This window comes from Glaciimonas sp. PAMC28666, from assembly GCF_016917355.1.
Classification (GTDB): domain Bacteria; phylum Pseudomonadota; class Gammaproteobacteria; order Burkholderiales; family Burkholderiaceae_D; genus Glaciimonas.
The window spans coordinates 5,174,776-5,200,905 of record NZ_CP070304.1 but is presented as its reverse complement, the minus strand read 5'-3'; the positions used below and the strand labels follow the sequence as shown (position 1 = coordinate 5,200,905).

General features: G+C 53.2%; 16 protein-coding genes and 1 pseudogene. 14 read left to right on the top strand and 3 right to left on the bottom strand.

What is annotated here, in order from left to right; genetic code table 11:
• Positions 1–106: 106 nt before the first annotated feature.
• The 3 genes from JQN73_RS22265 (at position 107) to JQN73_RS22255 (ending at position 6,910) form a co-directional block, all read left to right on the top strand.
• Positions 107–2,461: a DEAD/DEAH box helicase gene (locus JQN73_RS22265; RefSeq protein ID WP_205321070.1), complete on the top strand. Its 2,355-nt coding sequence runs from the start codon at positions 107–109 to the stop codon at positions 2,459–2,461.
• A 163-nt stretch (positions 2,462–2,624) separates the two neighbouring features.
• Entirely contained in the window at positions 2,625–5,117 is a 2,493-nt protein-coding gene (locus JQN73_RS22260; RefSeq protein ID WP_205321069.1) for a DEAD/DEAH box helicase, read from the top strand.
• Positions 5,118–5,494: 377 nt separating this feature from the next.
• Positions 5,495–6,910, top strand: a complete 1,416-nt coding sequence (locus tag JQN73_RS22255) for an NCS2 family permease (protein WP_240162362.1) — start codon at positions 5,495–5,497, stop codon at positions 6,908–6,910.
• 197 nt (positions 6,911–7,107) lie between these two features.
• Here the strand turns inward: JQN73_RS22255 and JQN73_RS22250 are convergent, their stop codons facing one another.
• Positions 7,108–7,875 carry an IclR family transcriptional regulator C-terminal domain-containing protein gene (locus JQN73_RS22250; RefSeq protein ID WP_205321068.1) on the bottom strand — a complete coding sequence of 256 codons (768 nt, stop codon included), beginning with the start codon at positions 7,873–7,875 and terminating at the stop codon, positions 7,108–7,110.
• Positions 7,876–8,515: 640 nt separating this feature from the next.
• On the opposite strand from JQN73_RS22250, the pseudogene shiA reads away from it, so the two are divergent.
• Positions 8,516–9,879: pseudogene (gene shiA, locus JQN73_RS22245) on the top strand (shikimate transporter).
• A gap of 206 nt (positions 9,880–10,085) precedes the next feature.
• On the opposite strand, the gene JQN73_RS22240 reads toward shiA, so the two are convergent.
• The gene (locus JQN73_RS22240) at positions 10,086–14,594 is read right to left on the bottom strand and encodes a DEAD/DEAH box helicase (RefSeq protein WP_205321067.1); all 4,509 of its coding nucleotides are present in this window, start codon (positions 14,592–14,594) and stop codon (positions 10,086–10,088) included.
• Between the two features lie 431 nt (positions 14,595–15,025).
• On the opposite strand from JQN73_RS22240, the gene queE reads away from it, so the two are divergent.
• The 4 genes from queE to ldcA all read left to right on the top strand — a co-directional run bounded on the left by queE (position 15,026) and on the right by ldcA (position 17,897).
• A complete protein-coding gene (queE, locus tag JQN73_RS22235) occupies positions 15,026–15,661 on the top strand; it encodes a 7-carboxy-7-deazaguanine synthase (protein WP_205321066.1) in 636 nt (211 codons plus the stop codon).
• Between the two features lie 158 nt (positions 15,662–15,819).
• Entirely contained in the window at positions 15,820–16,290 is a 471-nt protein-coding gene (queD, locus tag JQN73_RS22230) for a 6-carboxytetrahydropterin synthase QueD (protein ID WP_205321065.1), read from the top strand.
• A gap of 96 nt (positions 16,291–16,386) precedes the next feature.
• Positions 16,387–16,896, top strand: coding sequence for a tRNA adenosine(34) deaminase TadA (gene tadA / locus JQN73_RS22225; RefSeq protein WP_205321064.1), 510 nt, complete (start codon positions 16,387–16,389; stop codon positions 16,894–16,896).
• Positions 16,897–16,931: 35 nt separating this feature from the next.
• A complete protein-coding gene (gene ldcA, locus JQN73_RS22220; RefSeq protein WP_205321063.1) occupies positions 16,932–17,897 on the top strand; it encodes a muramoyltetrapeptide carboxypeptidase in 966 nt (321 codons plus the stop codon).
• On the opposite strand, the gene JQN73_RS22215 is transcribed toward ldcA, so the two are convergent.
• A complete protein-coding gene (locus JQN73_RS22215; protein ID WP_205321062.1) occupies positions 17,884–18,798 on the bottom strand; it encodes an aldose 1-epimerase in 915 nt (304 codons plus the stop codon). The genes ldcA and JQN73_RS22215 overlap by 14 nt on opposite strands.
• 394 nt (positions 18,799–19,192) lie before the next feature.
• Between JQN73_RS22215 and JQN73_RS22210 the strand changes: the two genes are divergently transcribed.
• From JQN73_RS22210 to JQN73_RS22185, 6 genes are all read left to right on the top strand, one after another.
• Complete coding sequence (locus JQN73_RS22210; RefSeq protein ID WP_205321061.1) at positions 19,193–20,161, top strand: ABC transporter substrate-binding protein; 969 nt, start codon at positions 19,193–19,195, stop codon at positions 20,159–20,161.
• Between the two features lie 302 nt (positions 20,162–20,463).
• Positions 20,464–22,059: a sugar ABC transporter ATP-binding protein gene (locus JQN73_RS22205; RefSeq protein WP_205321060.1), complete on the top strand. Its 1,596-nt coding sequence runs from the start codon at positions 20,464–20,466 to the stop codon at positions 22,057–22,059.
• Between the two features lie 32 nt (positions 22,060–22,091).
• Positions 22,092–23,177, top strand: coding sequence for an ABC transporter permease (locus JQN73_RS22200; RefSeq protein ID WP_205323533.1), 1,086 nt, complete (start codon positions 22,092–22,094; stop codon positions 23,175–23,177).
• Positions 23,178–23,212: 35 nt separating this feature from the next.
• Positions 23,213–24,220: a galactofuranose ABC transporter, permease protein YjfF gene (gene yjfF / locus JQN73_RS22195; protein WP_205323532.1), complete on the top strand. Its 1,008-nt coding sequence runs from the start codon at positions 23,213–23,215 to the stop codon at positions 24,218–24,220.
• Positions 24,221–24,489: 269 nt separating this feature from the next.
• Positions 24,490–25,137 carry a DJ-1/PfpI family protein gene (locus tag JQN73_RS22190; RefSeq protein WP_205321059.1) on the top strand — a complete coding sequence of 216 codons (648 nt, stop codon included), beginning with the start codon at positions 24,490–24,492 and terminating at the stop codon, positions 25,135–25,137.
• Positions 25,082–26,080, top strand: coding sequence for a GlxA family transcriptional regulator (locus JQN73_RS22185; protein WP_205321058.1), 999 nt, complete (start codon positions 25,082–25,084; stop codon positions 26,078–26,080). Before JQN73_RS22190 ends, JQN73_RS22185 begins: the two co-directional genes overlap by 56 nt.
• Positions 26,081–26,130: the final 50 nt, after the last annotated feature.

The following is a 26,130-nucleotide window of genomic DNA, read 5'->3' as shown; positions in this document are numbered from 1 at the left end:
ACAAAGTCTTATACCTGTCGGCAATAAGCCCCGGTGACGCTACAACAGAGTAAACTACGCTTACATTGTTTCGCATAGTGCGATTCGAGCAAACTTGCGAGTTATCATGTCAGAAACACCTATTCCCTTATTTGCCGATTTGAACCTCAGTGAGCCGCTGCTGCGCGTGCTGAAAGAAGTCGGATATGAGTCCCCGTCGCCGATTCAGGCCGCCACCATACCGATCCTTTTAGCCAACCGCGACGTGTTGGGGCAAGCGCAAACCGGAACCGGCAAGACCGCCGCATTTGCGCTCCCGATTCTGTCGCGTATTGACATTAAACAAACAACACCGCAAGCGCTGGTATTAGCGCCTACGCGCGAACTCGCCATTCAGGTAGCGGAAGCATTTCAACGGTATGCCGCGCATATCCCCGGCTTTCACGTGTTGCCTATTTACGGTGGTCAAAGCTATGAGCCTCAGTTAAGGGCTTTACGCCGCGGCGTCCACGTCGTGGTCGGCACACCAGGCCGAGTGATTGACCATTTAGATAAAAATACGCTGGATTTGTCTCAGCTGAAAACCCTGGTACTGGACGAAGCGGATGAAATGCTTCGTATGGGCTTTATCGACGACGTAGAAAATATTCTTCAGAAGACGCCCGCGACGCGTCAGACAGCGCTATTCTCCGCTACGATGCCATCGGTCATCAGACGCATCGCAAAAACCTATTTGCGCGATCCATCGGAGATCGCCATCGTCGCCAAAACGGGCACTGCGGATAACATTCGTCAGCGCTACTGGTTGGTGAGTGGCATGCAAAAGCTGGAGGCTCTTACCCGCATTCTGGAGGCCGAAACGTTTGATGGCATGATCATTTTTTCCCGCACAAAATTGGGCACAGAAGAACTAGCCAGCAAGTTACAAGCGCGCGGATTTTCTGCTGCGGCCATCAATGGCGACATCCAGCAAGCACAACGTGAACGCACTATTCAACAGTTGAAAGATGGTCGCATAGATATCCTGGTCGCCACCGACGTTGCAGCGCGTGGCCTTGACGTGGAGCGTATCAGTCACGTCGTCAATTATGACGTGCCGCATGATCCTGAAAGCTATACACACCGCGTAGGACGCACCGGTCGCGCAGGACGTAGCGGGGAGGCGATCTTATTTATTACACCGCGTGAGAAAAGCCTTCTGAAAGCGATTGAGCGCGCTACCCGCCAACCGATTGAACCGCTAATATTGCCGAGTATTCAAGCCGTCAACGACGTTCGGATTGCCAAGTTCAAATCCCAGATAGGTGAGATGCTGGCCCTTGGCGGGTTGGAACAATTTCGAACCATTATCGAAGAATACGAAACCGAGAACAATGTTCCCGCGATTGAGATCGCTGCAGCACTCGCCAAAATGGCGCGTGGAAATGTCCCTCTATTGATAGACAAAAATCAGCGCGAGACATCCAGTGCCTCTTCCTGGTCGGATGAGCGCTCTTCGCATGCTGGTAAATTCGAGCGATCTGACCGCGGTGAAAGGGGAGAACGTCCGGAACGATTTGAGCGCCCGGAACGGAGCGAGCGCCCCGCAGCGCCGCGCAGAGAGCGTACCGACCGCGGCACCGATGTCGGCATGCAAACCTTCCGCATCGAAGTGGGCCATACGCATGGTGTTAAGCCCGGCAATATTGTCGGCGCGATTGCCAACGAGGCAGGGTTAGATTCCAAAAATATCGGACGCATCGAAATATTCGATAACTATAGTGTTCTGGATTTGCCGAATGACTTGCCGAGCGAGCTCCTTGAACATCTCAAGACGGTATGGGTAGCAGGTCAGCAATTACGCATTAGTACAGATGGCGGAGCCTCTGATTCTGCCCATAAATCGTCCACTCCAGCGCCAGCACAGGCAGCGTCAAGAGCACCTTTTTCTGCCACCAGTGCAAGGGAAAATAGTCCGCCAGCTGAAAGATTTGAACGTAAAGAGCGCCCTGAATCGGAGGGCCACGTTGCCCGATCCGAGTTCCCAAAAAAAGAGCGCAATGATCGCAAACCTGACGCCGGTATGGAGCGTTTCCGTATCGAAGTTGGTACCGAGCATGGCGTAAAGGCCGGTAATATCGTGGGCGCTATCGCCAACGAGGCCAGCCTGGATTCCAAGCATATTGGTCGTATCGAAATATTTGATGATCACAGCACCCTGGATTTGCCGGAAGGCATGCCGAAAGAACTGCTCGAACATCTAAAAACTGTGTGGGTCGCTGGTCAACAACTTCGTATTAGTCATGCGGGTGAGCGCTCCGGTGGCGGCGATAAATTTGCGGGTAGCAAATCTTTTGCGGCACCGAAAACTGGCGGTGACCGACGTGTTGGTGAAAAGCTGAGTGACAAGCCACCGTTTAAAAATAAGAACGATTTCAACAACCGTTCTGATCCAGCTAAAGCAAAACCTAAGGCACATCGCAAAGGTCCAAAACCGGCGTAATCCGGCACAGGTTGGTTGTAACCATTAAAGATCGGGTTGGGCTTCAGTTGTTTGGGGCTTACCCGATAGTGGTGCAATGTCCGCTCAACGTGTGCGATTGAATGCTGGGGCCGATTCAGACTGCCCGGGCTTCTGAGACTTTCGAGACTTCCGTCCAAGACCGATGAATCCTGCTCCCGTATCGATAGGCCGCTTCCGGCCCCGGCTGACGCTGCAGACCTTAAGCCGTGGCGATGGCCTGTTAGGGATGAAACCTTCCGGCCCGTTTGGCCCACGCGGCGGGCTGGTAACGATCGTTCGCATCGCATGGACCTATACCACCGACCAAGGTTTGTATTGGGAAACTCCGGCACCGACCGCGCTCATCAACCGGCGCCCGAAATCATCGCAATTTGCGGAAAATGATGGGGGGCAACCGTTGCTGAGACGTGATTTGGCGGCAGAAGCGGATGCGCTGGATCGCGTTTGGGATGCTGGTCTTTATCCGCTGCCAGGCGAGAATTTACAGTGGCGCACGGATAAGGAGGGGGAGGAATTCAACGCGCTTTGGACGCTGGTACAAGAAGAATTTTTTGGCGATTTCTGGGCTGACCAATTACCTGTTTTACAGGCCGAAGGCTGGTCTGTGGTGGTCCATCCTGGCTTCGCGCACGAAAGCGTAACGGTAGATGCCTGGCATCTCACGCTAAGCACGGAAACCGGGGAAATACTGAGTAAAGAAGTGATTTCGCAGATGCGAAATCGAACGCCGTCTTTGACCGCGTTGCGTCAACCTTCGGGTGAGTCGTGGTTGCTGACGTTAGGGATTGAGCTTGACGGAGCGATGCTGGATTTGACGCCGATGTTGGCGAACTTATTGCAGCGCGATGCGCGCTGGCTTGACGCCCACAAGCTCGCGTTGATCGATGACGATGCCGTGATTCTGTTGCGTTCACCAAACGGAAAGCGAATTGAAGCATTAGCCGCTCCGCTGAAGGCGATTGTAGGAAGCATGCTCGATTTGCTGACTGATCCTCTTCGTAAAGAAGGGCCGTTGCGGTTGTCATCCTGGGATACGTATCGTCTCGACACCATGCGTTTGCACCTGATGAATACGCAAGGGCAACGTGCCGGCAAGCACGGTGACTGGCAACTACGCGGAGACGCCGGACTTCGCGAGCTAGGTCAAAGGTTGCAACTCACAAGCGGCCCGCAACAGGTCGACGCGCCAATTGGTTTGGGCGTCACATTACGGCCCTATCAGTTGCACGGCGTGGCATGGTTACAATATTTGCGTGCGCAAAATCTGGCCGGTATCCTGGCCGATGACATGGGGCTGGGGAAAACTGCACAGGCGCTGGCGCACCTCCTGATCGAGCAGCAATCGGGCCGACTGGATCGCCCGGCGTTAATTGTATTGCCCACCTCGCTGATCTTCAACTGGCAGGCTGAAGCAAAACGTATGGCACCGAGTTTGCGCGTTCTGACGTTGCAAGGACCGCACAGAAAGCAGGATTTTTGTCGTATGGCCGAGCATGACATCGTCCTGACAACCTACCCGTTACTCTGGCGTGATAGAGCCGCGTTGGAGGCGCAAGATTTTCACATGCTGATTCTGGATGAAGCGCAGACCGTCAAGAATGCAGCGGCGCGCAGCGCGAACGCCGTGCGACGAATCAGGGCGCGTCACCGTTTATGTATCACCGGCACGCCACTAGAAAACAACCTGAGTGAATTGTGGACGCAATTCGATTTTTTGATGCCCGGATTTCTGGGCGATGCGCGTAGCTTTATGCGCTTGTGGCGTAGGCCGATTGAAGTGGGCGGCGAATCGTTACGGGCGCAGATGCTGGCCCAGCGGGTGCGACCTTTCATATTGCGAAAACGGAAGGATGAAGTCGCCACTGAATTACCCGCCAAAATTGAAGCGATCAAACGTTTGCAGTTACAAGGCCATCAACGTGACCTCTACGAAAGTGTGCGAGTGGCTGCTGACGAGCACGTGCGGCGCGTCTTGCAGCGCAAAGGATTTTCGGGTGGTCAGATCACGATACTCGACGCTTTACTTAAACTGCGTCAAGTCTGCTGTGATCCCTACTTACTGAAAGGCATCAAACATTCCCCTGGCATGGAGCGCGCCAAGCTCGACATGCTCCGGGATATGCTACCAGCGCTGGTCGCGGAGGGGCGTCGGATTTTGGTGTTTTCGCAATTTACAGAATTGCTCGGTATGCTTCAGGTGGAGCTTGATCTTTTAGAAATTCCCTGGCTCGCGCTGACCGGCAAAACGCCACCCGGAAAGCGCGGTGCGTTGGTTGCGCAATTTCAGACCAAAACCATACCGATCTTGCTGATCAGCCTGAAGGCGGGTGGCGTCGGACTCAACCTCACCGCTGCCGATACCGTCATTCATATGGATCCGTGGTGGAATCCGGCCGTGGAAGAGCAAGCGACATCCCGAGCGCATCGGATCGGACAAGAACAAACTGTGTTTGTGTATAAATTGGTAATTGAAGGCAGTATCGAAGAATGTATCCTGGATTTACAAGCGCGCAAAGCTGCGCTGGCCGAAGGAGTGCTCGGCAGTGATGCGGCGCTGGCGCACAAATTTAATGCGGAGGATTTACAGTTGATGTTATCACCGCTGCGCTACGGGGCTGGTGAGCGGGAAGACTAAAAAGGCATTTTTTTCGCTCTGTTTTTTACGCTGTTTTTTTACTCAGAGTTTAACTCTGTCCACCACACGATTTTTGTCATCCAAATTGTTCGTATTTTTTCCCTATGCGAAAGGATAACTGGAGACACATTTCCGCGCCTGACCCCCAAACCGCATATGCAAATGCAAATGGCGGCTATTTACCTGGCATGATGGAGCGGATACTTTTCTTACCATAAGCTGACATTGTTGGACGTATTCCAATTTACGAGCGACCTTTGACCGAGTTTTCGTTCTCGATTCAAAGGCGATCAAAAACATAACACGAGACACCCTGAGGCGATAGGCTTGCGATTGCAGGAATACTTCCCAGAGGACAATAAAGGAGTCGCTTTATCATGATGGACCAACAACTTCAGTCACCGCCGATAATCAGTAGTCATGCCCTCGGCGCTGACACCACACATGCTGCTGCACCGGAATCCCGAATAGGCAGGATCGACGAATATTTCCAGATTACTGCGCGCGGAAGCACTCAACGCCGTGAGATTATTGCTGGAATCACCACCTTTCTGGCAATGGTCTATTCTGTTTTTGTCGTGCCTGACATGCTGGGTAAGGCGGGATTTGATGTAAGCGCGGTATTTGTGGCCGTGTGTCTGACTACCGCTTTCGGCTCCCTCATCATGGGTTTCTGGGCGCGCCTCCCCATCGCCGTCGGTTGCGCGATTTCGTTGACCGCATTTACAGCGTTTGGCCTGGTCCTCGGAAAAGGCATCTCACCATCTGTCGCCCTGGGCGCGGTTTTCCTGACTGGTTTGGTCTTCACCGCTATTTCGGTCACTGGCGTGCGGTCCTGGATTCTTCAAAACTTGCCGGCTGGCGTGGCTCACGGAACGGGCGTCGGTATCGGCTTGTTCCTGTTATTGATTGCTTCAAACGACGTCGGTCTGGTGGTCAAAAATGCTGCGCCGGGATTACCCGTGGCGCTTGGTCACATCACCTCGTTTCCAGTAGTTATGAGCATCGTTGGTCTGGCTGCTATCTTCGGTCTTGAGCGGCGTCGGGTACCAGGCGGCATTTTATTAGTCGTCATTGGCATTTCCATCATCGGATTAATATTTGATCCATCCGTCAAATATACCGGCGTGTTCGCATGGCCAGCGCTCAGCTCTCCCGGCCACGCCTCATTGATCGGTGCAATGGATATTAAAGGCGCCCTCAGCATGGCCGTATTGCCGAGTGTACTGGCGCTCGTGATGACCGCAGTGTTCGACGCTACAGGTACAATTCGCGCAGTGGCCGGTCAAGCCGGTCAGGTTAATGAAAACGGTTACATTCGCAACGGCGGTCGTGCGCTCACAGCTGATTCACTGAGTTCAATATTTGCCGGTTTCGTTGGCGGCGCACCCGCCGCTGCATATATCGAATCGACCGTCGGTACGGCAGCTGGCGCCAGAACAGGCCTCACTGCAGTGGTCGTCGGTTTGCTGTTCCTTTTGGTTATTTTCTTCTCACCATTGGCAGGCCTGGTACCGTCTTACGCCACTGCGCCCGCATTGATGTATGTCGGATTATTGATGCTCGGCAGTATCAGCAAAATGCATATGGAAGATACGGTTGATGCCATGGCGGGGTTGGTCTGTGCCGTGTTTATCGTCCTGACCTGCAATATCGTCACCGGCATTATGCTTGGCTTCTGCACGTTAGTGATTGGTCGAATTGTCTCTGGCGAGTATCGCAAACTGACATTTGGAACAGTCGCAATTGCGCTTGCCTTAGCGGTGTTTTATGGCGGCGGCTGGGCAATCTAGCGGCGCAGGCCTGTCATTAGGGCCTCGGAGCAAAGCGATTTTTTCCGAGGCTTGATTCCAATATTAATCTGCAGCTCTCTTACTATTCAAACCTCGTTCAAACCCCGTTCCAATCCCATTCCCGCCGCAGTTCCAACCGTTGCCAATAAGTTTACTTCAAGTCCCTACGCAACAACCTAGCTCATTGCGGTTGGCTGCTACAAATGATTAATCAAGGTGTTTGCCGTTGCCTGCAAGATCGGCAAAACGCGCGCTAATGCACTTTCACGGCTTTCATGTGCCATCGGCAGACTAACGCTCAAGGCAGCGATGAGCTCTCCGTGCCTATTTTTTAACGGCAGCGCGATCCCTCGCACACCAATTTGCAGTTGTTGTTCCACCACCGCGTAACCGTTTGCGCGTGCGGTTTCAACTTCCACGTAAAGACGTTCGCTGTCAGTGATCGTAAAAGGTGTAAAGGGCGCAAGTACCGACGCGCCCAACCACGCTTTGACCTTTTCGACCGGTTCAAATGCCAGCAGCATAATGCCAGGTGAAGCGAGTTGCGCGGGAGTGCGTGCACCCAGCACAAAGCCGGTCGTCATGACCCGCGTGGTGCCGTTTTTTGCAATGAACACCAGTTCCCAATTATCCAGCACACTGACATACACGGCTTCGTTAATCGCCCCGGTTGCGCGCTGTAAGAACGGTAACAAAGTGCGCGGCAATTGCGCCGAATCGAAGTAAGACCATCCTACTTTCAGCACTCGCGGGGTCAGACCGAACTGTTTGCCATCGCTGTACAGATAGCCAAGGTGTTCCAGCGTCAGTAGATAGCGCCGCGCCGCTGAACGGGTAAGTCCTGTGCGTTGTGCAGCTTGTGTCGCAGTCATACGCGGATGGTCGCTATCAAAACCCTCCAGTATCGCAAGCCCCCGATCCAGACCGGCGATCCAGTCGCGTTTATTTAAATCCTTTTGATCCATAAAAAGGCGACGCCTTAATTAATGAGGTGTTTCCGCAAAGAATTTCGCTAAGCATTCGAGCTACCCATCTCGCATCCAATTTTTAGGTATAAGTAAATCGCTCTGCCATCCTATTATTTTAACTTTATTTTCGTTCGTTTATCGCTCACAAGTGCGCGCTAAACGCACGTTTAAAGATTGAGTATATAGAATTTCGGCTTTTTTATCGCTAATATCGATATCAGAACAGAAAAATCAACAAACCATAGAGACCGCTGCACCTTGGCTTCCGCAGCAATATCAACTTCGTGTGGCCGAACAAACGTCAAAAAAAAGCGCCATTTCAGTCGCTAAGCTGCGTTTTTAGTTAAATGCGCGAGACCACAAGGTGAAGGAAATTCCGGTCGTTTCTTTGGGGTGATTATGCGCGATGCCATCGACTTTTCGTGGAATGCATTTCAAAGACGCCAGTGCGTTGTTAATTAGTACATTTCTAAAAATGTCATTAGAATGCCATTTGGATATATTTTGTTGTAAAAAATGTACGTAATAAACAAGAAAATACCCTGAATCGGCCACCAGCAAAAGCGTAAAACGGCCCATACAATCAGATATCAAACGTTAAAAATTGACCCATTTTTATCATTAAGGAGACACCCCTATGAAAACAAATAATCTTACGGCGGCTCAGCTAGCAGCCGACCGGAGAGCGAAAAAAGCAGCGCTTGGCAGCTTTGTCGGCGCAGTCGTGGATTGGTACGATTTTTTACTTTACGGGATCACCGCTGCACTGGTCTTTAATTCGCAATTTTTCCCCAATGTTAGTGCGACCACCGGCACGCTTGCGGCGTTCGCTACATTTGGTGTGGGCTTTTTGTTTCGTCCCCTCGGCGGCATCGTATTTGGGCATTTCGGGGACCGACTCGGTCGCAAGCGCATGCTGGTGATTACAGTGGTCATGATGGGTGTATCGACTGCGCTGATCGGCTTATTGCCGACCTACGCGAGCATTGGCTGGTATGCGCCTTTGGCGTTGGTTTCGCTGCGCGCATTGCAAGGTTTTGCTGTCGGCGGCGAGTGGGGCGGGGCAGCCCTGATGGCAGTGGAAAGTGCGCCAGAAGGAAAAAAAGCATTCTATAGCAGCGGTGTGCAGGTCGGTTACGGGGTCGGTCTGGTTTTGGCTACCGGCATTGTTTCAATTCTCACGCACACGCTAGATAACGATGCCTTCATGTCGTGGGGCTGGCGCATTCCGTTCCTCATCAGCGTCCTGTTAGTTTTCATCGCGGTCTGGATTCGATCGACGATGGAAGAGTCTCAGGAGTTCGTTGAAAAGGTAGGGATCAAAGGCGAGCACAAGGTAAAAATTCCGGTGTTGGCTGCATTGCGCAATCATCCCCAAAGCTTCTTGCTCATCATTGCCCTGCGGATGGCGGAAATGTTCACGATGTATATCGTCACCGCCTTTGCCTTAGCGTATTCGACCAAAAATCTTGGCATGTCGCGTGACTTGTTCCTTGGTATTAGTTTGTTGGTCGGTGCAATCAGTTGCGTCACGATTCCGGCTTTCGCGCTATTAGCAGATCGGATCGGACAGAAACGCGTATATGTTACCGGCGCGGTGGTCGGACTGCTTTCCGCGATTCCGTTTTTCCTCGCAATGGAAGCGCGCTCGGTGGTGTGGATCGTTATCTTCTCCGTGCTGCTCGCAAACATTGCGCACGAATGGTCGTAGCCGTTCAGCAGCCTTTGTTCACCCAATTTTTCGGTGCCGAATATCGGTACAGCGGCGCCGGTGTTGGCTATCAATTTGCCAGCGTAGTGTGCGGCGGCTTCACGCCCTTCATTGCGACGGCGCTGCTCGGCGTAGACGGCACATGGCATGCTGTAGCGGCTTATCTCGCCGGTGGTTGTCTGATTTCGGTAATTGTCTCGTCCCGGATGAAAATGAGCGGAGGAACGCAGCCAAAAGTCAATAAAACTCAACCTCAACCGGTTGGAACAAGTCACGCGCAAATTTCTTGATCGGATACGGCGGCGGAGAGGGCATTGACGATTTCCGTCTAGCCGATGTGTCGCGGTTGTAAGAGTTTGTAAAGACGCATTGTGCATTGAATAGTGCGCGTTATAGTCAATCCGTCTCCTCCAACTCCTTCTAAGGTTTGGATTAACCCGCATCCGCAAGGACATGCGGGTTTTTTTTGGTCAAGCGCTTTGGGTGGATGTTAAACCTAGCGCCGAACGGTCAGCGCCGCCCGTGCGGGTTCCTGATCGAGCGGTGCCAACGCGATCAGATAGCGGGCGGTGCCGGCAATGATCGTTGCGATTGGCACTCCATCCCGAAACAGCACCCGGTTCCCATTTAAAGCAGGAACTTTTTCACCCGGCAGCATGGTTCCGCAGAGGTTGAGGGGATCAACCCCGGAGATACATACCAGACCGCCGTCATAGGCGCGCCGGCGTATTTCTCGCAGCAACGGGATCGCTTCCGGGAGAGCAAATTGTTCTCCCGATAATCCCGCCACAAACCGTCCCCCGCGAAGTTCGCCCCGGGCTTCCAGGCGGTGAAAAACCGGCAGCAAGTCGCGCCATGGTGGCAGCCAGGCGGCTTCCCGTTCGAGCAATCGCCAGAACACCACACCGTAGCGGCGTAGCAACACCATGGCAATATGCTCCAGCACCAACGGGTCGGTGCGTGGTTTTCTGGCAGGGACGGCTGCTGGCACCGCCTCAATGATGCTATCTGCCGTCTCGCGCCGCACTGATGCCCAACGTCCGGCTTCATCCATCGTGGTCACTGGCCAGCCACGTTGACGGCGTCGCCCGTGCGCAGCGCGTTTAGCTGCCGGGACCAGCAGCGCGCGCAGCCCTGCAAAGCTGTCGGCATTGATCAAACCGGCCGAGACCAGTTCGCCTAAAGCGTTCTCTAGCTCGGTCGGCAGCAAGCGCGTATCGGTAAGTAGTTCATCGAAGAACATTGCGCCGTGGCGTATTAGCGCAGCGTGTACGCGTTGCGCCTTTGCGGAGGTCTCGGACTGCCCAACGACGTTGTTAAGCGCACCCCAGAGTGACAAATTACGGCGCGGCAGAAGCACAATCGGGGTGCTGCGCAACGGTCCGCCACCAGCACGCATCGGTGCGGCGATCCGGGTCCACACCACTTTGCCGCCGCGACACAGATCATCCAGCCACTGAGAGGAGTACTCTTCAAGACGTGCCGGCAGGATTGCGCTTTCCCAGGCAGCAGCGGCTGCTTCAAATCCTTCTAGTTGCGTGATAATGGTGGTCAATGCGTTTTGGCCCTTTAATTGCGTATCAAGGGTCAAATGTTGCCAGTCAAATAGAAAGCGCATAAAGTCCTGACGTTCCACCGGTTCTATTTCACGCCGCAAGCGCTTGATGGTGTAACGATGGATGCGCGCCAACAAATGCCGTTCACACCATTCTTCCGCGACCGTGCCGGGTGTAAAGTGCCCGCGCATGACATAACCTTCTATTTCAAGCCGAATGAGCGCGACGGTCAGCGTCGCCTCAGGCAAGTCAAAAATCTGCGACAGCGCTGATACCACCTTTGGGCCAAATCCAGAAAGCCGCGCCCGGAGGATTTCTACTATCGCATCATCGCGTTCCCACTCACGATTACCATCAGCATCCCAATCGATATGCTTATTTTGCCGTTGCTCCAGCACCGGTGTGGCAACCGCTTCCGGGTAAGCGGCCCGAAGGCAAGCCAACCGTTCCAGAGGAACCCAGATGCCGTCAGTCAGATCAGGGTAAATCGCCATGCGGGTGGCGCGGCCGCTACCCGCCAGGGTGTCCAGCCACTCTTGCCAGCCTTCATATCGGCTGGCCTCGGTTTGGGTCACGAACGACAGGCTCACCAACGCCTCATGCATCTCGTCGCTATCGCGCACGCGGGGCCACGCTTCTTCACCGACGCTGGCGATGGCGTCGGGGTCCAGTGCACTGATATCATCGACCGAAGTGGGATCAGTCCATCGACGACTTTGCACAGCCTGGGTGCGGCGTTCTTCTAATGGCGCATCGTCAAGAAAAGCATAAGGCTTGGCATTCAGTATCTCCATGGCGAGCGGCGACGGCGTCGGCAGATCGCGGGTGATCAGTGTTATTTCTCCTTGCTCGATACGCCGCAGCAGCGCCACCCAGCCGTCACAATCCATCGCCTCATGCAGACAATCGTCAATGGTTTGCGCTACCAACGGATGATGAGGCAGTTCGCGTTCGCCAACCACGTTCTCAAGGCAAGCGGCCTGATCGGGAAAAACTGATGCTAACAGGTCATCGCTTTTCATCCGCTGTAACTGGGGCGCGACCTTGCGGCCACCGCTATACCGCGGCAACGCCAATGCAACCGTCGCGTTCCAGCGCCAGCGCACGTTAAATAGTGGCGCGTCGAGCAGTGCCTGAATCAAAACCTGCTCTGCATTACCGGACTTTAAATAGCGCCAGACTTCATCGAGAGCGAAACTATGGCTGGTCGATAGCGATAAAACGATAGCGTCTTCTGTAGCGGCAGCCTGTAATTCAAAATTAAAGGTCCGACAAAAGCGCTTGCGCAGCGCCAGCCCCCAAGCGCGATTGATGCGGCTGCCAAAAGGCGTGTGCAACACCAGTTGCATGCCTTCCGACGCATCAAAAAAGCGTTCCATCACTAGTGTGTCCTGCGTCGGCAGCGAACCCAATGCGGCGCGGGCGGGTGCAAGATAATGCACAATCTGACGTGCAGCCGCATCGTCAAGGCCAACTTCATTCATCAGCCAGTCGATGGCGGCTGACAGAGCCGGACTTTCTGCGCTTGGGGAGGAATGCTCAAGCGCGGAATGGTCAGTTGTGGCAAGGTCAACCGTGGCTGATTTGGCGTGCGCAACCCGAAGGCGCGGAAGTCCGACGGTGACGGACAGTAACCGATCAATTTCGGCGCGCAGGCGGGCTACCCCAGCCGAAAGTTCGTCGCTTCTGCCGGGCGCTTCTCCAAGCCAAAATGGAATACTCGGCGGTGCACCGTGGGCGTCCTCCACGCGTACCCGTCCGGTTTCCACCTTCAAGATCCGATAGGACGTATTCCCGAGTTGAAAAATATCGCCCGCGATGCTTTCGACGGCAAAATCTTCATTGACCGTTCCGATAGGATGTCCCTGCGGTTCCAGCAACACGGTGTAATCCGCATTGTCAGGAATGGTGCCGCCGGAAGTTACGGCCGTCAACTTGGCACCTCTGCGCCCGCGCAGCGTTCCAGCGACCGTGTCGCGATGCAAATAAGCACCCCTTACCCCGTTTCGGCCCGTATAGCCTTCAGTCAGCATGCGCAAGATTGCGTCATATTCTGAACGCGCCATTTCTGCGTAAGGCTCAGCGCGTCGGATCATCGCAAATAACGCCTCTTCGGTCCATTCCTGACAGGCGACTTCAGCCACAATCTGCTGGGCCAAAACGTCGAGCGGTGCGCGGGGGATGCGGATGGCGTCCAGCTCGTCGCGTCTGATGCAATCCAGCAGTGCGGCACACTCGATTAAGTCATCGCGGGATGAAGGAAACAATCGGCCTTTGGGCATGCCGCCAACCTGGTGACCGGAACGTCCGACACGTTGTAATAAAGCAGCGATGCTGCGCGGTGACCCCACCTGACACACCAAGTCGACATCGCCTATATCGATACCAAGTTCCAGCGAAGCGGTGGCAATCAATACGCGCAGGTCACCGCGCTTAAGCCGCTGTTCGGCATCCAGACGGTATTCCTTGGCGAGACTGCCGTGATGCGCGGCAACTGCAGCAGTCCCGAGGCGCTCGGCCAAATGGCGCGCCACGCGTTCTGCCATACGGCGGGTATTAACGAATACCAATGTTGTACGGTGTAGCGTCACCAGCTCCGCCATGCGGTTATACACCAGTTCCCACACGTCATTCGACATCACAGCTTCGAGTGGTATCGGTGGCAATTCAATCGCCAGATCGCGTCGACGAATGTGACCCACGTCAACAATAGCGCAGTCGTTGCTGTAGCTGCGATCATCTGCCACAGAGCGGCCGACCAGAAACCGCGCAACGGCATCCAGCGGTTTTTGTGTCGCCGACAAACCAATCCGCGTCGGGCGCTGCTCGCATAATGCATCCAGCCGTTCCAGACTGAGCGCCAGATGGCTACCGCGCTTGCTGCCCGCCACCGCATGAATTTCATCAATGATGATAGTGCGGGTGCCAGCCAGCATTGCCCGACCACTGTCCGAACAAAGCAGTACGTACAACGATTCCGGCGTAGTCACCAAAATATGTGGCGCCCGTTTGCGCATCGCCAGTCGTTCGGAGGAGGTCGTATCGCCGGTGCGCACGGCCGTGCGAATACAGGGATCAGGCAACCCCATGCGGGTGAGTTCGCGGGTGATTCCTTCTAACGGTGCCTCGAGATTGATGCGGATGTCGTTGGATAACGCCTTCAATGGTGAAACATAGATCACCGACGTCACGTCCGGCAAGTTGCCTTCGCACCTGAGGCTTTCCTTCACCAGCGCGTCGATGGCAGCCAAAAAAGCGGTCAGCGTTTTGCCCGATCCTGTAGGTGCCGCGACCAGGGTCGCACGGCCGCTACGAATTAACGGCCACGCAAGTTGCTGCGCTTCCGTAGGGCACTTAAAAGTGCCAAGAAACCACGTCGAGACGGCAGGATGAAATTCCTCCCACAGTTCGACGTCAGCTAGCGCTTTGGCGGGGCATGGGGTAAGCATGAAATATTATAAGCCGGGTGAAAGAATTTGCCGCGCTCCGGCGATTATTCCTGATATGGGAGTCGGGCGATGATTTATTGTCAATTAATGTTGATGTTGATATTTGGCAACGCCTCACGCACCCTTACAGGGCCGGCGATCCGAACGAACGCCATTTTGTAAGTTAAAATGACGGTCTGAACTAAATAGCAGCGTTTTAGGTTGGTCTTTAATCCGATCAACTTCCGATTCTATTCTCAGCAGCATTGGTTGCAGCTCAGCGGTTTCGTCGGTACACGGGATTGAACGCTGTGGCTGCCATACCACTGTATCCCGCTATTCCTGCGCGCGATTTCGGCTTCAAATGCGGTTCGACTGGTCGCCAATCATTAGACCAACATCAGTATTAAGTATTCATTCCAGTTTCACTTCAGTTATTTGCGAGAAGCACCGTGACCTACAGCATTAAAGAAATTTTCTACACACTTCAAGGCGAAGGCACCCATGCCGGTCGTCCCGCGGTATTTTGTCGCTTCAGTGGTTGCAATTTGTGGACCGGACGCGAGGAAGATCGTAGCAAAGCCATCTGCCAATTTTGTGACACCGATTTTGTGGGCACAGACGGTGAGGGCGGCGGCAAGTTCAAGAGCGCAGAAGCGCTGGCTGGCACGATCAACGCGTTGTGGCCAGAGACTTACGCCCAGTCCAAGTTTGTCGTCTTCACAGGCGGCGAACCCCTTCTACAATTGGATACCGCATTAATCGACAGCATGCACGCGTGCGGGTTTGAGATTGCGATAGAAACCAACGGCACCATCGATGTGCCAGCCGGGGTGGACTGGATCTGTGTCAGTCCGAAAATGGGGTCAGTGCTTAAAGTGCGCAAAGGCAATGAACTGAAGGTCGTAATTCCGCAACCTGGTCAATCGTTGGCATCATATGAAACCCTTGATTTCGATCATTTCTATTTACAGGCCATGGACGGCCCATTGTTGGCGGATAATCTGCATCGTGCAATTGAAACCTGCAAACGTAACCCAAAGTGGAAACTGAGCTTGCAGACGCACAAACTGTTGCAGATTCCCTGATGATTGTGTTGCCAGGCCTGTTGCCTAAATCTGTTGTCTAAATTTGTTGTCAAAGCCTGCTCAACAAACTGGTTGAAGCACGACGGGTTTGACCTTTTTTGTCCGGTTTCCGATCAAGTATTTGATCAGTATCTATAAAGATTTATTGAGAATCAACTATGTTAACCATTACCCGCAAGCTGGAATTCGATGCAGGTCATCGCATCCCCGATCACAAAAGCCAATGCCGCAATTTGCATGGACATCGTTACACGCTTGAAATTACGTTAGTCGGTGCCGTCATCGAAGTCGAGGGAAGTTCCGATAACGGCATGATTATGGATTTTTCAGACATCAAAACGCTGGCGAAACAGCATCTGGTGGACGTCTGGGACCATGCATTTATTGTGTATGAAAAAGATACCGCAGTGCGCGATTTTCTAGCAACCTTGCCGGACCATAAGACCGTCGTCATCGATCGTATTCCGACTGTCGAAAATCTTGCCCGTACCGCCTATGACATCCTCAAAGCGGCGTATAAAGATCACTACGGCACCGGCTTGCATTTGCAAAAACTGGTATTGCATGAGACCCCAAATTGCTGGGCCGAGATTTCCGAAGAGCGTGAATACGGTTCGTCTGGCGCTTAATCGCTCCCGGCACAATGGCAAAAAAGCAGCAATTGCAGCCATTGCAGGATTTTTCACATAGTCATCATTATTAGTTGCTCGGATCAATCTCACCGTATGGACCATCTTACTCAGCCACAGGAAACAGCTGCAACCGATGCCATCTTCATGCGGCAAGCCATGGCACAAGCACACAACGCCTGGGCGCTCGGCGAAGTGCCGGTGGGCGCGGTCGTAGTCAAAGATGGCATTGTTATCGCCTGCGGGTTCAATCAGCCGATCGGCAACCATGATCCAACAGCGCATGCCGAAATAATGGCGTTACGCGCCGCAGCGATCCTGCTTGGCAACTATCGCCTCCCCGGTTGTGAACTGTATGTCACCCTTGAGCCCTGCATGATGTGCGCCGGGGCGATGATGCACGCACGTCTGGCACGCGTTATTTATGGCGCAAGTGACCCAAAGACCGGTGCCAGTGGTTCCGTCATCAACGTGTTCGAGCAAGAAAAACTCAATCATCACACCGCCTTAAGCGGTGGCGTATTAGCCGATGAATGTGGCACACTATTGAAACAGTTTTTTTCCGAACGTCGTCTGGCCCAAAAAAAACAACCTGAATTATTGTAAATTGCCGTCAGTTATTGAAGAGTCAGGATATGCACATGGATCAAGAAGCGCCCGATTTGTCAGTCGATCTGGAACCCGTCGTACTCCCGGTATTTGCCAAAAAAATCGGCGTCGCACTGATCGCCCCCGGCGGATATCCGCTCGACGATCAAGCGCTTGGGCGCGGCATTCTGGCCCTTCAACAGCAAGGCTGCGTGGTCTACAACTACTACGACAGCACGGAAAAGTATCAGCGCTTTGGTGGCACCGAGCCAGTGCGGGTTGCACAGATCTACGCCGCGATCGACAATCCACAAGTGCAGATTGTCATGGCAGTCCGTGGCAGTTATGGCATGTCGCGGCTGCTACCATTATTGGATTTTGAACGGATCGCAGCCAGCAAAAAGCTTTTCGTCGGTCACAGTGATTTTAATGCGTTTAGTTTCGCGCTGCTGGCGCAAACCGGAATGCAAAGTTTTGCCGGACCGATGCTGTGCAGCGATTTTGGCGATCTCACATTAAGCGCATTCACCATGTCGCATTTCTGGCAAAGCTTGCGCCAGACAGAGCAGACCCTCGACGTTGAGACGGTCGGTAATCCAGACGTGGACGTCACGGGTACTTTGTGGGGCGGAAATCTGGCGATGCTCAATCACTTGGTCGGCACAGCCTATTTTCCACAGATCGACGGGGGCATCTTGTTCCTTGAGGATATCGGGGAACATCCTTATCGCATTGAGCGCATGATGTTGCAACTGCACTATGCGGGAGTCCTGGCGCAGCAACAAGCAATCGTACTAGGTGATTTTGCAAACTATCGCTTGGCAGAGCATGACAACGGCTACGACTTTGATGCGATGCTAACCTATTTACGATCACAGATTTCTGTCCCAATACTGACCGGTTTACCGTTCGGCCACATCCGCGACAAAGTGACGCTACCAATTGGCAGCCAGGCGCGCCTGGTCTCTGGTTCAGCCGGGTTTCAGCTCAACATCAACAGCACACTTACATTGCGCTGACCCGAAAGTGCGTTTTCATTAAGAGGGTTTGGCCACGGGCCAGTGTCACCAGACCTGGCTTTCCCGAAATATGGAATGCGTCAATCGGATGGGTGATCGGTTCGAAGCAAAAATAATCATGGCCCGGCGGACGATACATCAAACTATAACTGCTACAGTTATCCATCGTCATTGATAGTTGCAGCCCCCGGTCAGGGTAGCTGATCAACGCCTTTCCGTCCCAACCAGAAAAGCAGTTATCAATCATTGGTCCTTCCAGCGGCGCTGGTTGGTTGTAGTTCCACGTCTGCGGAAAGCACCTTGTGTGCGCCGTAGGAATAGGATCGTGCCCTGAAAGCCAGACCCCTTCGGCGCGGGAGCTGAAACGGGTTTCCGCGTTCCGTGGAAAGTAAGGGTGCAATCCCAAGCCATATGGCAGCGACTCGGTACCCAAATGCGTAACGGCTAGCGTTATCGACAGGCCATTGTCCGATAAGGTTAACGTCTGACTACAGCGATAACTATGCGGATTGCCATCAAAGCGATTTGATTTCAGGGTCAGTTGAATGGTGTCGGAAGTGTGGCTGGCAACCCGCCATTTTTGCAACCAACCGTCACCGTGTATCGGATAAGGTTCGCCCGGCCGATTTTCAAGCACAGGATAATGCTGTCCCTGATGCATAAAGCCACCCTCGGTAATCCGATTTGACCAGGGCACCAATGGAAAACATGCCATGGCGTACCGATCCTTTGATTTGCCATCCCATTGCCGCAACAATGGACTCCATTGCTGACCCAATTTCCAGTCCCATGCTGCAATACTTCCGCCCAGGGTAGGCAGAACTTGCAGGCGTTGTGTTGCCGATTGCAGCTCAATCATCCGCACGGATGTTAACGGCTGTGACAGTCTCGTTTTTATCATATCGCTTATTGAATGGATATTTTAGTGTTTGAATTATCGGATTATCTTAGCGCTAATTTCGTATCTTCATCAATGAATAATTTCGACGGAACATTAGCGTCATCCCAATCGCGCAAAATAAATGTCTATTTAATCTTGTGCTTTGCGCTCAATACCTAAATGCATATCGATCAGCACAAAAAATTCATTGGATAAACATCAATCTTTCCCCTAGGATATGCAGTGGTACCGGAAATTCAGAACAGCGATTCAGGTCCAGGCCAAGTGTTACCAGGCCAATTAGAAGGTGAAGCGTTGCGGATAAATCAGTAAAACAAAACAGCGGCGCCACAAGTGTCACCTGCGCCGCGAGTACCGCAACCAATGTGTTAAACCAGCTCCAAGGAGAAGACAAATGAAATTGACAAGCAAAAAATTACTTACGTCCGCGCTATTTTTGGGACTAGGATTCGCGGCTGCCTCGAATGCATTCGCCGACAAACCACTAGTCCTGGGTTTTGCACAGGTAGGTGCTGAAAGTGAATGGCGCAGCGCCAACACGGCGTCTATTAAAGATGCCGCCAGCAAAGCGGGGGTCACACTGAAATTCTCGGACGCGCAACAAAAACAAGAGAATCAGATCAAAGCCATTCGCTCCTACATTGCGCAGAAGGTTGATGTGATCGCATTCTCTCCGGTGGTTGAATCCGGCTGGGACACTGTGCTGAAAGAAGCCAAAAGCGCAAAAATTCCCGTTATCCTGACCGATCGCGCCGTCAACGTCACTGATAAATCTCTCTATGTCACCTTCATTGGTTCCGACTTTGTAGAAGAAGGACACCGCGCCGGTCGCTGGTTGTTAGAGCGCGCTAAAACCATGCCAGCTGGAGACATTAATATCGTTGAATTGCAAGGCACGGTAGGTTCTGCCCCGGCGATTGATCGCAAAGCTGGTTTCGAGCAAGAAATCGCCAGCAATCCACGGCTCAAAATCATCCGCTCGCAAACCGGAGATTTCACCCGTGCCAAAGGCAAGGAAGTGATGGAAGCTTTTCTAAAAGCGGAAGGTAAGAAGATCAACGTTCTCTACGCCCATAACGACGACATGGCAATTGGCGCAATTCAGGCAATCGAAGAAGCTGGCCTGAAACCAGGCAAAGACATTCTGATCATTTCCGTGGATGGCGTAAAAGGCGCATTCGAAGCCATGATGGCCGGCAAATTAAACGTCACCGTTGAATGTAGTCCATTGCTCGGACCGCAATTGATGCAAGTGGCCAAAGACATCGTCGCCGGTAAAACGGTGCCGAAACGGATCACCACCATAGAAGGCGTGTTCCCTGCAGAAGTCGCTGCTAAAGAGTTTCCGAACCGTAAATATTAACGGTCCGCATTTAGGCAAGATGAAGTGCAATCGATCGGGTTAAAGAGGACTAACGCGCATCTGGCTTATCGCCAGCACATGTAGTACCTCGCCCGACGCAGGCGGCCAGGATCAGCAGCGGAAATCGTAACCTGTTATTGGTTATCGTTGACTCTCGATTCGGTCTATCCTTGAAGCGACGGCAACTTGTTACAGCCGCTATTGCGCTATATGGTTAATGCATCTCATCCCACTTCCCGCATCCTTCGTTATTTTTATTGCGGTGCGGCAGTGAGATATTTTCCGGGAAGTCTTATCCACCCATGGTGACATCAACGACCACGCCGCAGGCTACACCCTCATCCGATTCGGCGCTACGCGCAAAACCGGTGTTAGAACTCAGCGGCATTTACAAAGCGTTCCCCGGCGTTAAAGCCTTGACCGACGTTGGACTGCTGTTATTCCCCGGGGAAGTGCATACATTGATGGGCCAGAATGGTGCCGGCAAATCAACCCTGATCAAAATATTGACCGGTGTCTATAAACCCGATCAAGGACGCATTCTGTTGCACGGTCGATCGGTGCAACCGCGCTCCACCCTCGAAGCGCAAAACCTTGGCATCAGTACCGTCTATCAGGAAGTCAATCTATGCCTGAACCTGACTGTCGCCGAAAATATATTTATCGGTCGCTATCCAATGCACAACGGTTTTATCGACTGGCCAACGATGAAGCAAAACGCACAAAAATTATTAGCCGAATTACAGGTCGAGATCGACGTCACCGCGCCACTGTCGCGCTACTCGCTGGCGGTACAGCAAATGGTCGCGATATCGCGCGCTCTCAGTATTTCCGCAAAAGTATTGATTCTGGACGAGCCTACGTCAAGCCTGGACGACAATGAAGTACAAATGTTGTTCGGCGTGTTGCGCCGCCTGCGCGATCAGGGACTGGCCATTTTATTCGTCACCCATTTCCTGGATCAGACCTTCGATATATCTGATCGCATCACCGTATTACGCAATGGCATCCGTGAAGGCGAATATGTCGTGCATGCCTTATCCCGCTACGATCTGGTCAACAAAATGGTGGGCGTTAGCGCCGAAGAAGCCGCAGCTGCCAGCGCAGCGCGTGAAGCGAATATCCAGTCACTACCATTGACCGAACTCAGCCCGACATCGGCTGCCAGCACCACCTTTCTAGCGGCCACAGGAATCGGGCGCAAGGGTGCCCTGATGCCGCTGGATATTACCTGCCGCAGCGGCGAAGTGCTCGGTTTATGCGGCTTATTGGGTTCAGGCCGAACCGAAGCGGCGCGGTTGCTGTTTGGGGCAGATAAAGCCGATACCGGAACAATGACAATAAAAGGTAAGCTTCAAAAATTCACTTCGCCGCGTGATGCGATTGCTGCCGGTATCGGATTTTCTTCCGAAAATCGCAAGGAGGAGGGCGCAATTCTGGAACTCAGTGTGCGAGAAAACATTATCCTCGCCTTGCAGGCAAGGGCTGGCCTCATGCACGTCATCGGTCGCAAGCGGCAGCAGGAAATCGCAAATAATTACATCAAATGGCTCGGCATTAAAACCCCCAATGCAGAGACGCCGATTGGCAAGCTATCCGGCGGCAATCAGCAAAAAGCCTTGCTGGCGCGTTGGCTGGCGACCGACCCAGAGATGCTGATCCTGGACGAACCCACACGTGGTGTCGATGTCCGTGCCAAACAAGAAATCATGGATTACGTCGTTTCACTATGTCGTAAAGGAATGGCAATACTATTCATTTCCTCCGAAATTGATGAAGTCTTGCGTTGCAGTGATCGCATCCTGGTGCTGCGAGACCGCAAAGCCTGCGGCGAATATTTACGCGGCGAACTGGACGACGCTTCAGTGCTGCAAGTCATCGCCGGAGAGTCAACATGAACGACCGTCAACAGGTGAACAGCTCCTCAACCATGCCAATCAATAAAGCTTCTACGGCCCCCAAAGGCGTCAACAGCTGGATGCAACATCCGCTGTTTTGGCCCACAGCAGCGTTGGTTCTTTTGCTGTTAATTGATCTCATCATGATTCCCGGATTTTTCCGGTTGGAGATCAAAGAAGGGCATTTATACGGCAGTGTGATCGACATCATCAATCGTGCCGCGCCGCTAATGCTGGTAGCGCTGGGCATGACATTGGTGATCGCCACACGTGGTATCGACATCTCGGTTGGCGCAGTCGTCGCGATTTCAGGCGCGGTCGCTGCCGGTCTGATTGGTGGCGATATGGTCGTCATCAACGGCGTGCCGGAATACGTCAGCAAAATGCCGATGCTGTTAGCGCTCCTCTTCGCCATGGGCGCGGCTCTGTTATGCGGCGTCTGGAATGGCTTACTGGTATCTACGCTTGGTTTACAGCCCATCATCGCCACATTGATTCTGATGGTGGCAGGGCGCGGGTTAGCGCAACTGCTCACCGATGGTCAAATCATTACGGTCTATTACAAACCGTTTTTTTTCCTTGGTAGCGGCTATTTATTTGGTTTGCCTTTCTCGTTATTTATCGTGCTGGCGGTTGGTGCTTTGTTGCTGCTGCTGATGCGTAAAACGGCGCTCGGCTTATTTATTCAAGCGGTCGGGATCAATCCCGTTGCATCCCGACTTGCGGGAATAAAAACCTCTGCGCTAATCTTTTTCGTCTACATGTTTTGTAGTGCCTGTGCTGGTATGGCCGGGCTGATGATCAGCGCCAATATCAAAAGTGCCGACGCCAACAACGCCGGTCTGCTGATGGAACTCGACGCGATTCTGGCTGTTACCCTCGGCGGAACTTCGCTGGCGGGTGGCAAATTCAGCCTGGTCGGCAGCATCATCGGCGCATTGATTATCCAGACTCTCACCTATACCATTTATTCGATTGGCGTTCCGCCAGAAGTTAACATGGTTGTCAAATCCATCGTCGTGTTTATCGTTTGCATGTCGCAATCGCCGCAATTTCGCTGGCATTTTTCTGCCGACGGAATCCGCCATTTCAGACAATTTTTTGCGGCGACAAAATAATGAAAAACGTATTACAATATTTTCCAAAAGCACTGATGCCGCCCAAGTCTGGCCGCGCACATACCCGGTCATTATTCGACTCCCCTTATTTTACCTCCGTGATCACGGTGGTGCTGTTTGCGATCATGTTTGGACTTGGCTCGTTCTCTTACACCGGGTTTTTCTCCTTACAAGTATTTTTCAACCTTCTGATCGACAATGCTTATCTGCTCGTCATCGGCATCGGCATGACCTTTGTGACCCTATCCGGTGGCATCGATTTATCGGTCGGTTCGGTGTTGGCGCTGACCACGATGATTTCTGCCTATCTGCTGCAAAGCCTGCATTGGCCGCCGCTATTTGTCATGCTCTGCGTGTTGCTGATCGGGGCATTATTTGGCGCATTCATGGGCGCACTGATTCATTTCTTTAAACTGCAAGCTTTCATCGTCACACTCGCCGGAATGTTCTTTGCACGGGGTTTGTGCTACCTCATCAGCATCAACTCCATCACCATCGACAATCCGCTCTACGTCACATTATCCCAGGCGCGGTTGACGCTATTCGGCGCGTTCATCTCTCCGAGTGTGGTGATTGCATTGGTCATGCTGGCAGTGGCGATTTACCTCGCCCATTACACGCGCTTTGGGCGCGCCGTCTATGCCATCGGCGGTAATGAAGAATCGGCATTGTTGATGGGTTTGCCGGTAGGCCGCACCAAAATTTTGATCTACGCTTTCAGCGGCTTTTGCGCGTCACTTGCCGGGATTTTGTTTTCTCTTTATATGCTGTCCGGTTATGGCCTGCACGCCCAAGGCGCCGAGCTGGACGCTATCGCAGCGGTGGTGATCGGGGGCACCTTATTAAGCGGTGGCTATGGTTATGTCGCCGGGACGTTATCGGGCGTATTGATTCTGGGCGTCATTCAAACCTTGATCACCTTCGACGGCACACTTAGCTCGTGGTGGACCAAAATCGTTATCGGTGCGTTGCTTTTTATATTTTGCCTCGCGCAACGGTTGTTAGCGATTGGCGGCAAGGCGCGGGCGAAAGCCCAGGCTTAGCCACTAACTCAGCCGTCAGCCAGTCTCACCAGAGGAATCCTTTATCATCGTCATTTTGTGCCGGTGGGGTCTCACCGCTATTCACCCCTATTCACCCCTATTTCCCCCTGGTCGCTCCGATGGCCGTTTTTGTCCGCATCCTGTCTGCCGCACGTATTTCGCCAGTAATCCTGCTCCCCTAAGATGATGTTGACGACGCGGCCCACAACGGGAGGCGCCACTTTCTGATGGCGCACGCATCAGCGTATCCACGGGCGAAGGAGTAAACGATGTTTAGCATCGGTATAGTGATTTTTGATGACGTTGAGATACTGGACTTTTCCGGTCCCTATGAAGTGTTCTCCACCGCTGCACGCGTACATGCGCGGCTTCCGGCAGCCCAAACGTTGTTCCGGTGTTTCCTCATCGCCGATGAAATGCGCCCGATTCATACCCGTGGCGGCATGCGGGTTCTGCCAGATTGCGTCCTCGTCCCCTCCGCGGATATCGATGTCCTGATCGTGCCGGGTGGCGATGTGTCGCTAGTCCTCAACAATCCGGCCGTAATCAATTGGATAGCCGCCCAGGCCGGTAACGCCATGATCACAGCATCGGTCTGTACCGGCGCCTTCCTGCTGGCCAGGGCGGGTCTCCTGAATGGCTTGCAGGCGACCACGCATTGGCAAGATATTGACGAAATGCAAGCCGCTTTTCCTGCCGTAACCGTGCGTCCGGATGTGCCGTGGATCGATTGCGGTGCTATAGTGACCTCGGCCGGAATTGCAGCCGGGATCGATATGAGCCTTCATCTGGTTGAGCGTCTGGCTGGTGGGCAACTGGCACATGCCACAGCAAAGCAAATGGAATATCGATGGAATCCGTATGGAACAGATAACAGCGCCGCAGCAACCGATTCCCGTTTATATTTTGCTGCGTGAAAAACTGCTCGCGCTGGACCTTATTGGCCCGGCAGAGGTGCTGCGTTATGCCAATCGTGTCGCAGAAAAGGAGGGTAGGCCAGCGCTGTTTGACCTGCGCTATATCAGTGCGGAGTCTCACATCGTCACTTCAATTGGCTTGAACCTGACCGGTTTCACCGCCTTGCCCAAGCGTTTGCCGCCCGATGCTATCTTGGTATTAATGGGTTGCACCGGCAACGATGACGATTTTAGTAGTCCTGCCGCGGTGGCCACCGTCGCCTGGTTACGTCAACACGTCCAACCGACCCATCGCCTGCTGTGTATTTGCACTGGCGCGCTGTTGGCCGGTTATGCAGGCCTGCTCGATGGGCAACAATGCACTACACATCATAGCCATTACGATGACTTGCGGAAACTGGCACCACGTGCTCAAGTGGTGGAAAACCGTATTTTCGTAGAAGATGGTTTGACCTATACCAGCGCAGGCGTCACCGCTGGCATTGATCTGGCGTTGCACGTGGTCGCCCGGATCGCAGGGCACCAAGTCGCTGCCGCCATCGCCAGAACAATGGTCATCTACATGCGGCGCACCGGCACCGATCCCCAACTGTCGCCATGGCTGGCATTCCGCAATCACTTGCATCCCGCCATTCATCGCGTACAGGACGCCATCATTGGCAATCCTTCTGCCGATTGGACGGTGGTGCAATTGGCGAACATCGCCTGTAGCAGCGAGCGCCATCTGACGCGTCTGTTTCGCGAACATACAGGCACCGGCGTGGTGGATTATCTACATCGCATTCGCATCGGTTTAGCCCGCGAGTTACTGCTTCAGACCGAGCTCGATATTGAACGCATCGCCGAAAAATCAGGCTTTAACTCAACGCGTCAGTTGCGGCGCATCTGGAAAAAATTTGAAGCCACGCCGCCGAGTAGATTCCGCGAAATCGATCGCCACTGACAATCCTTTCGGATTGTCAGTGGCGATCACTGGAAAAGATCTGTGCGAGT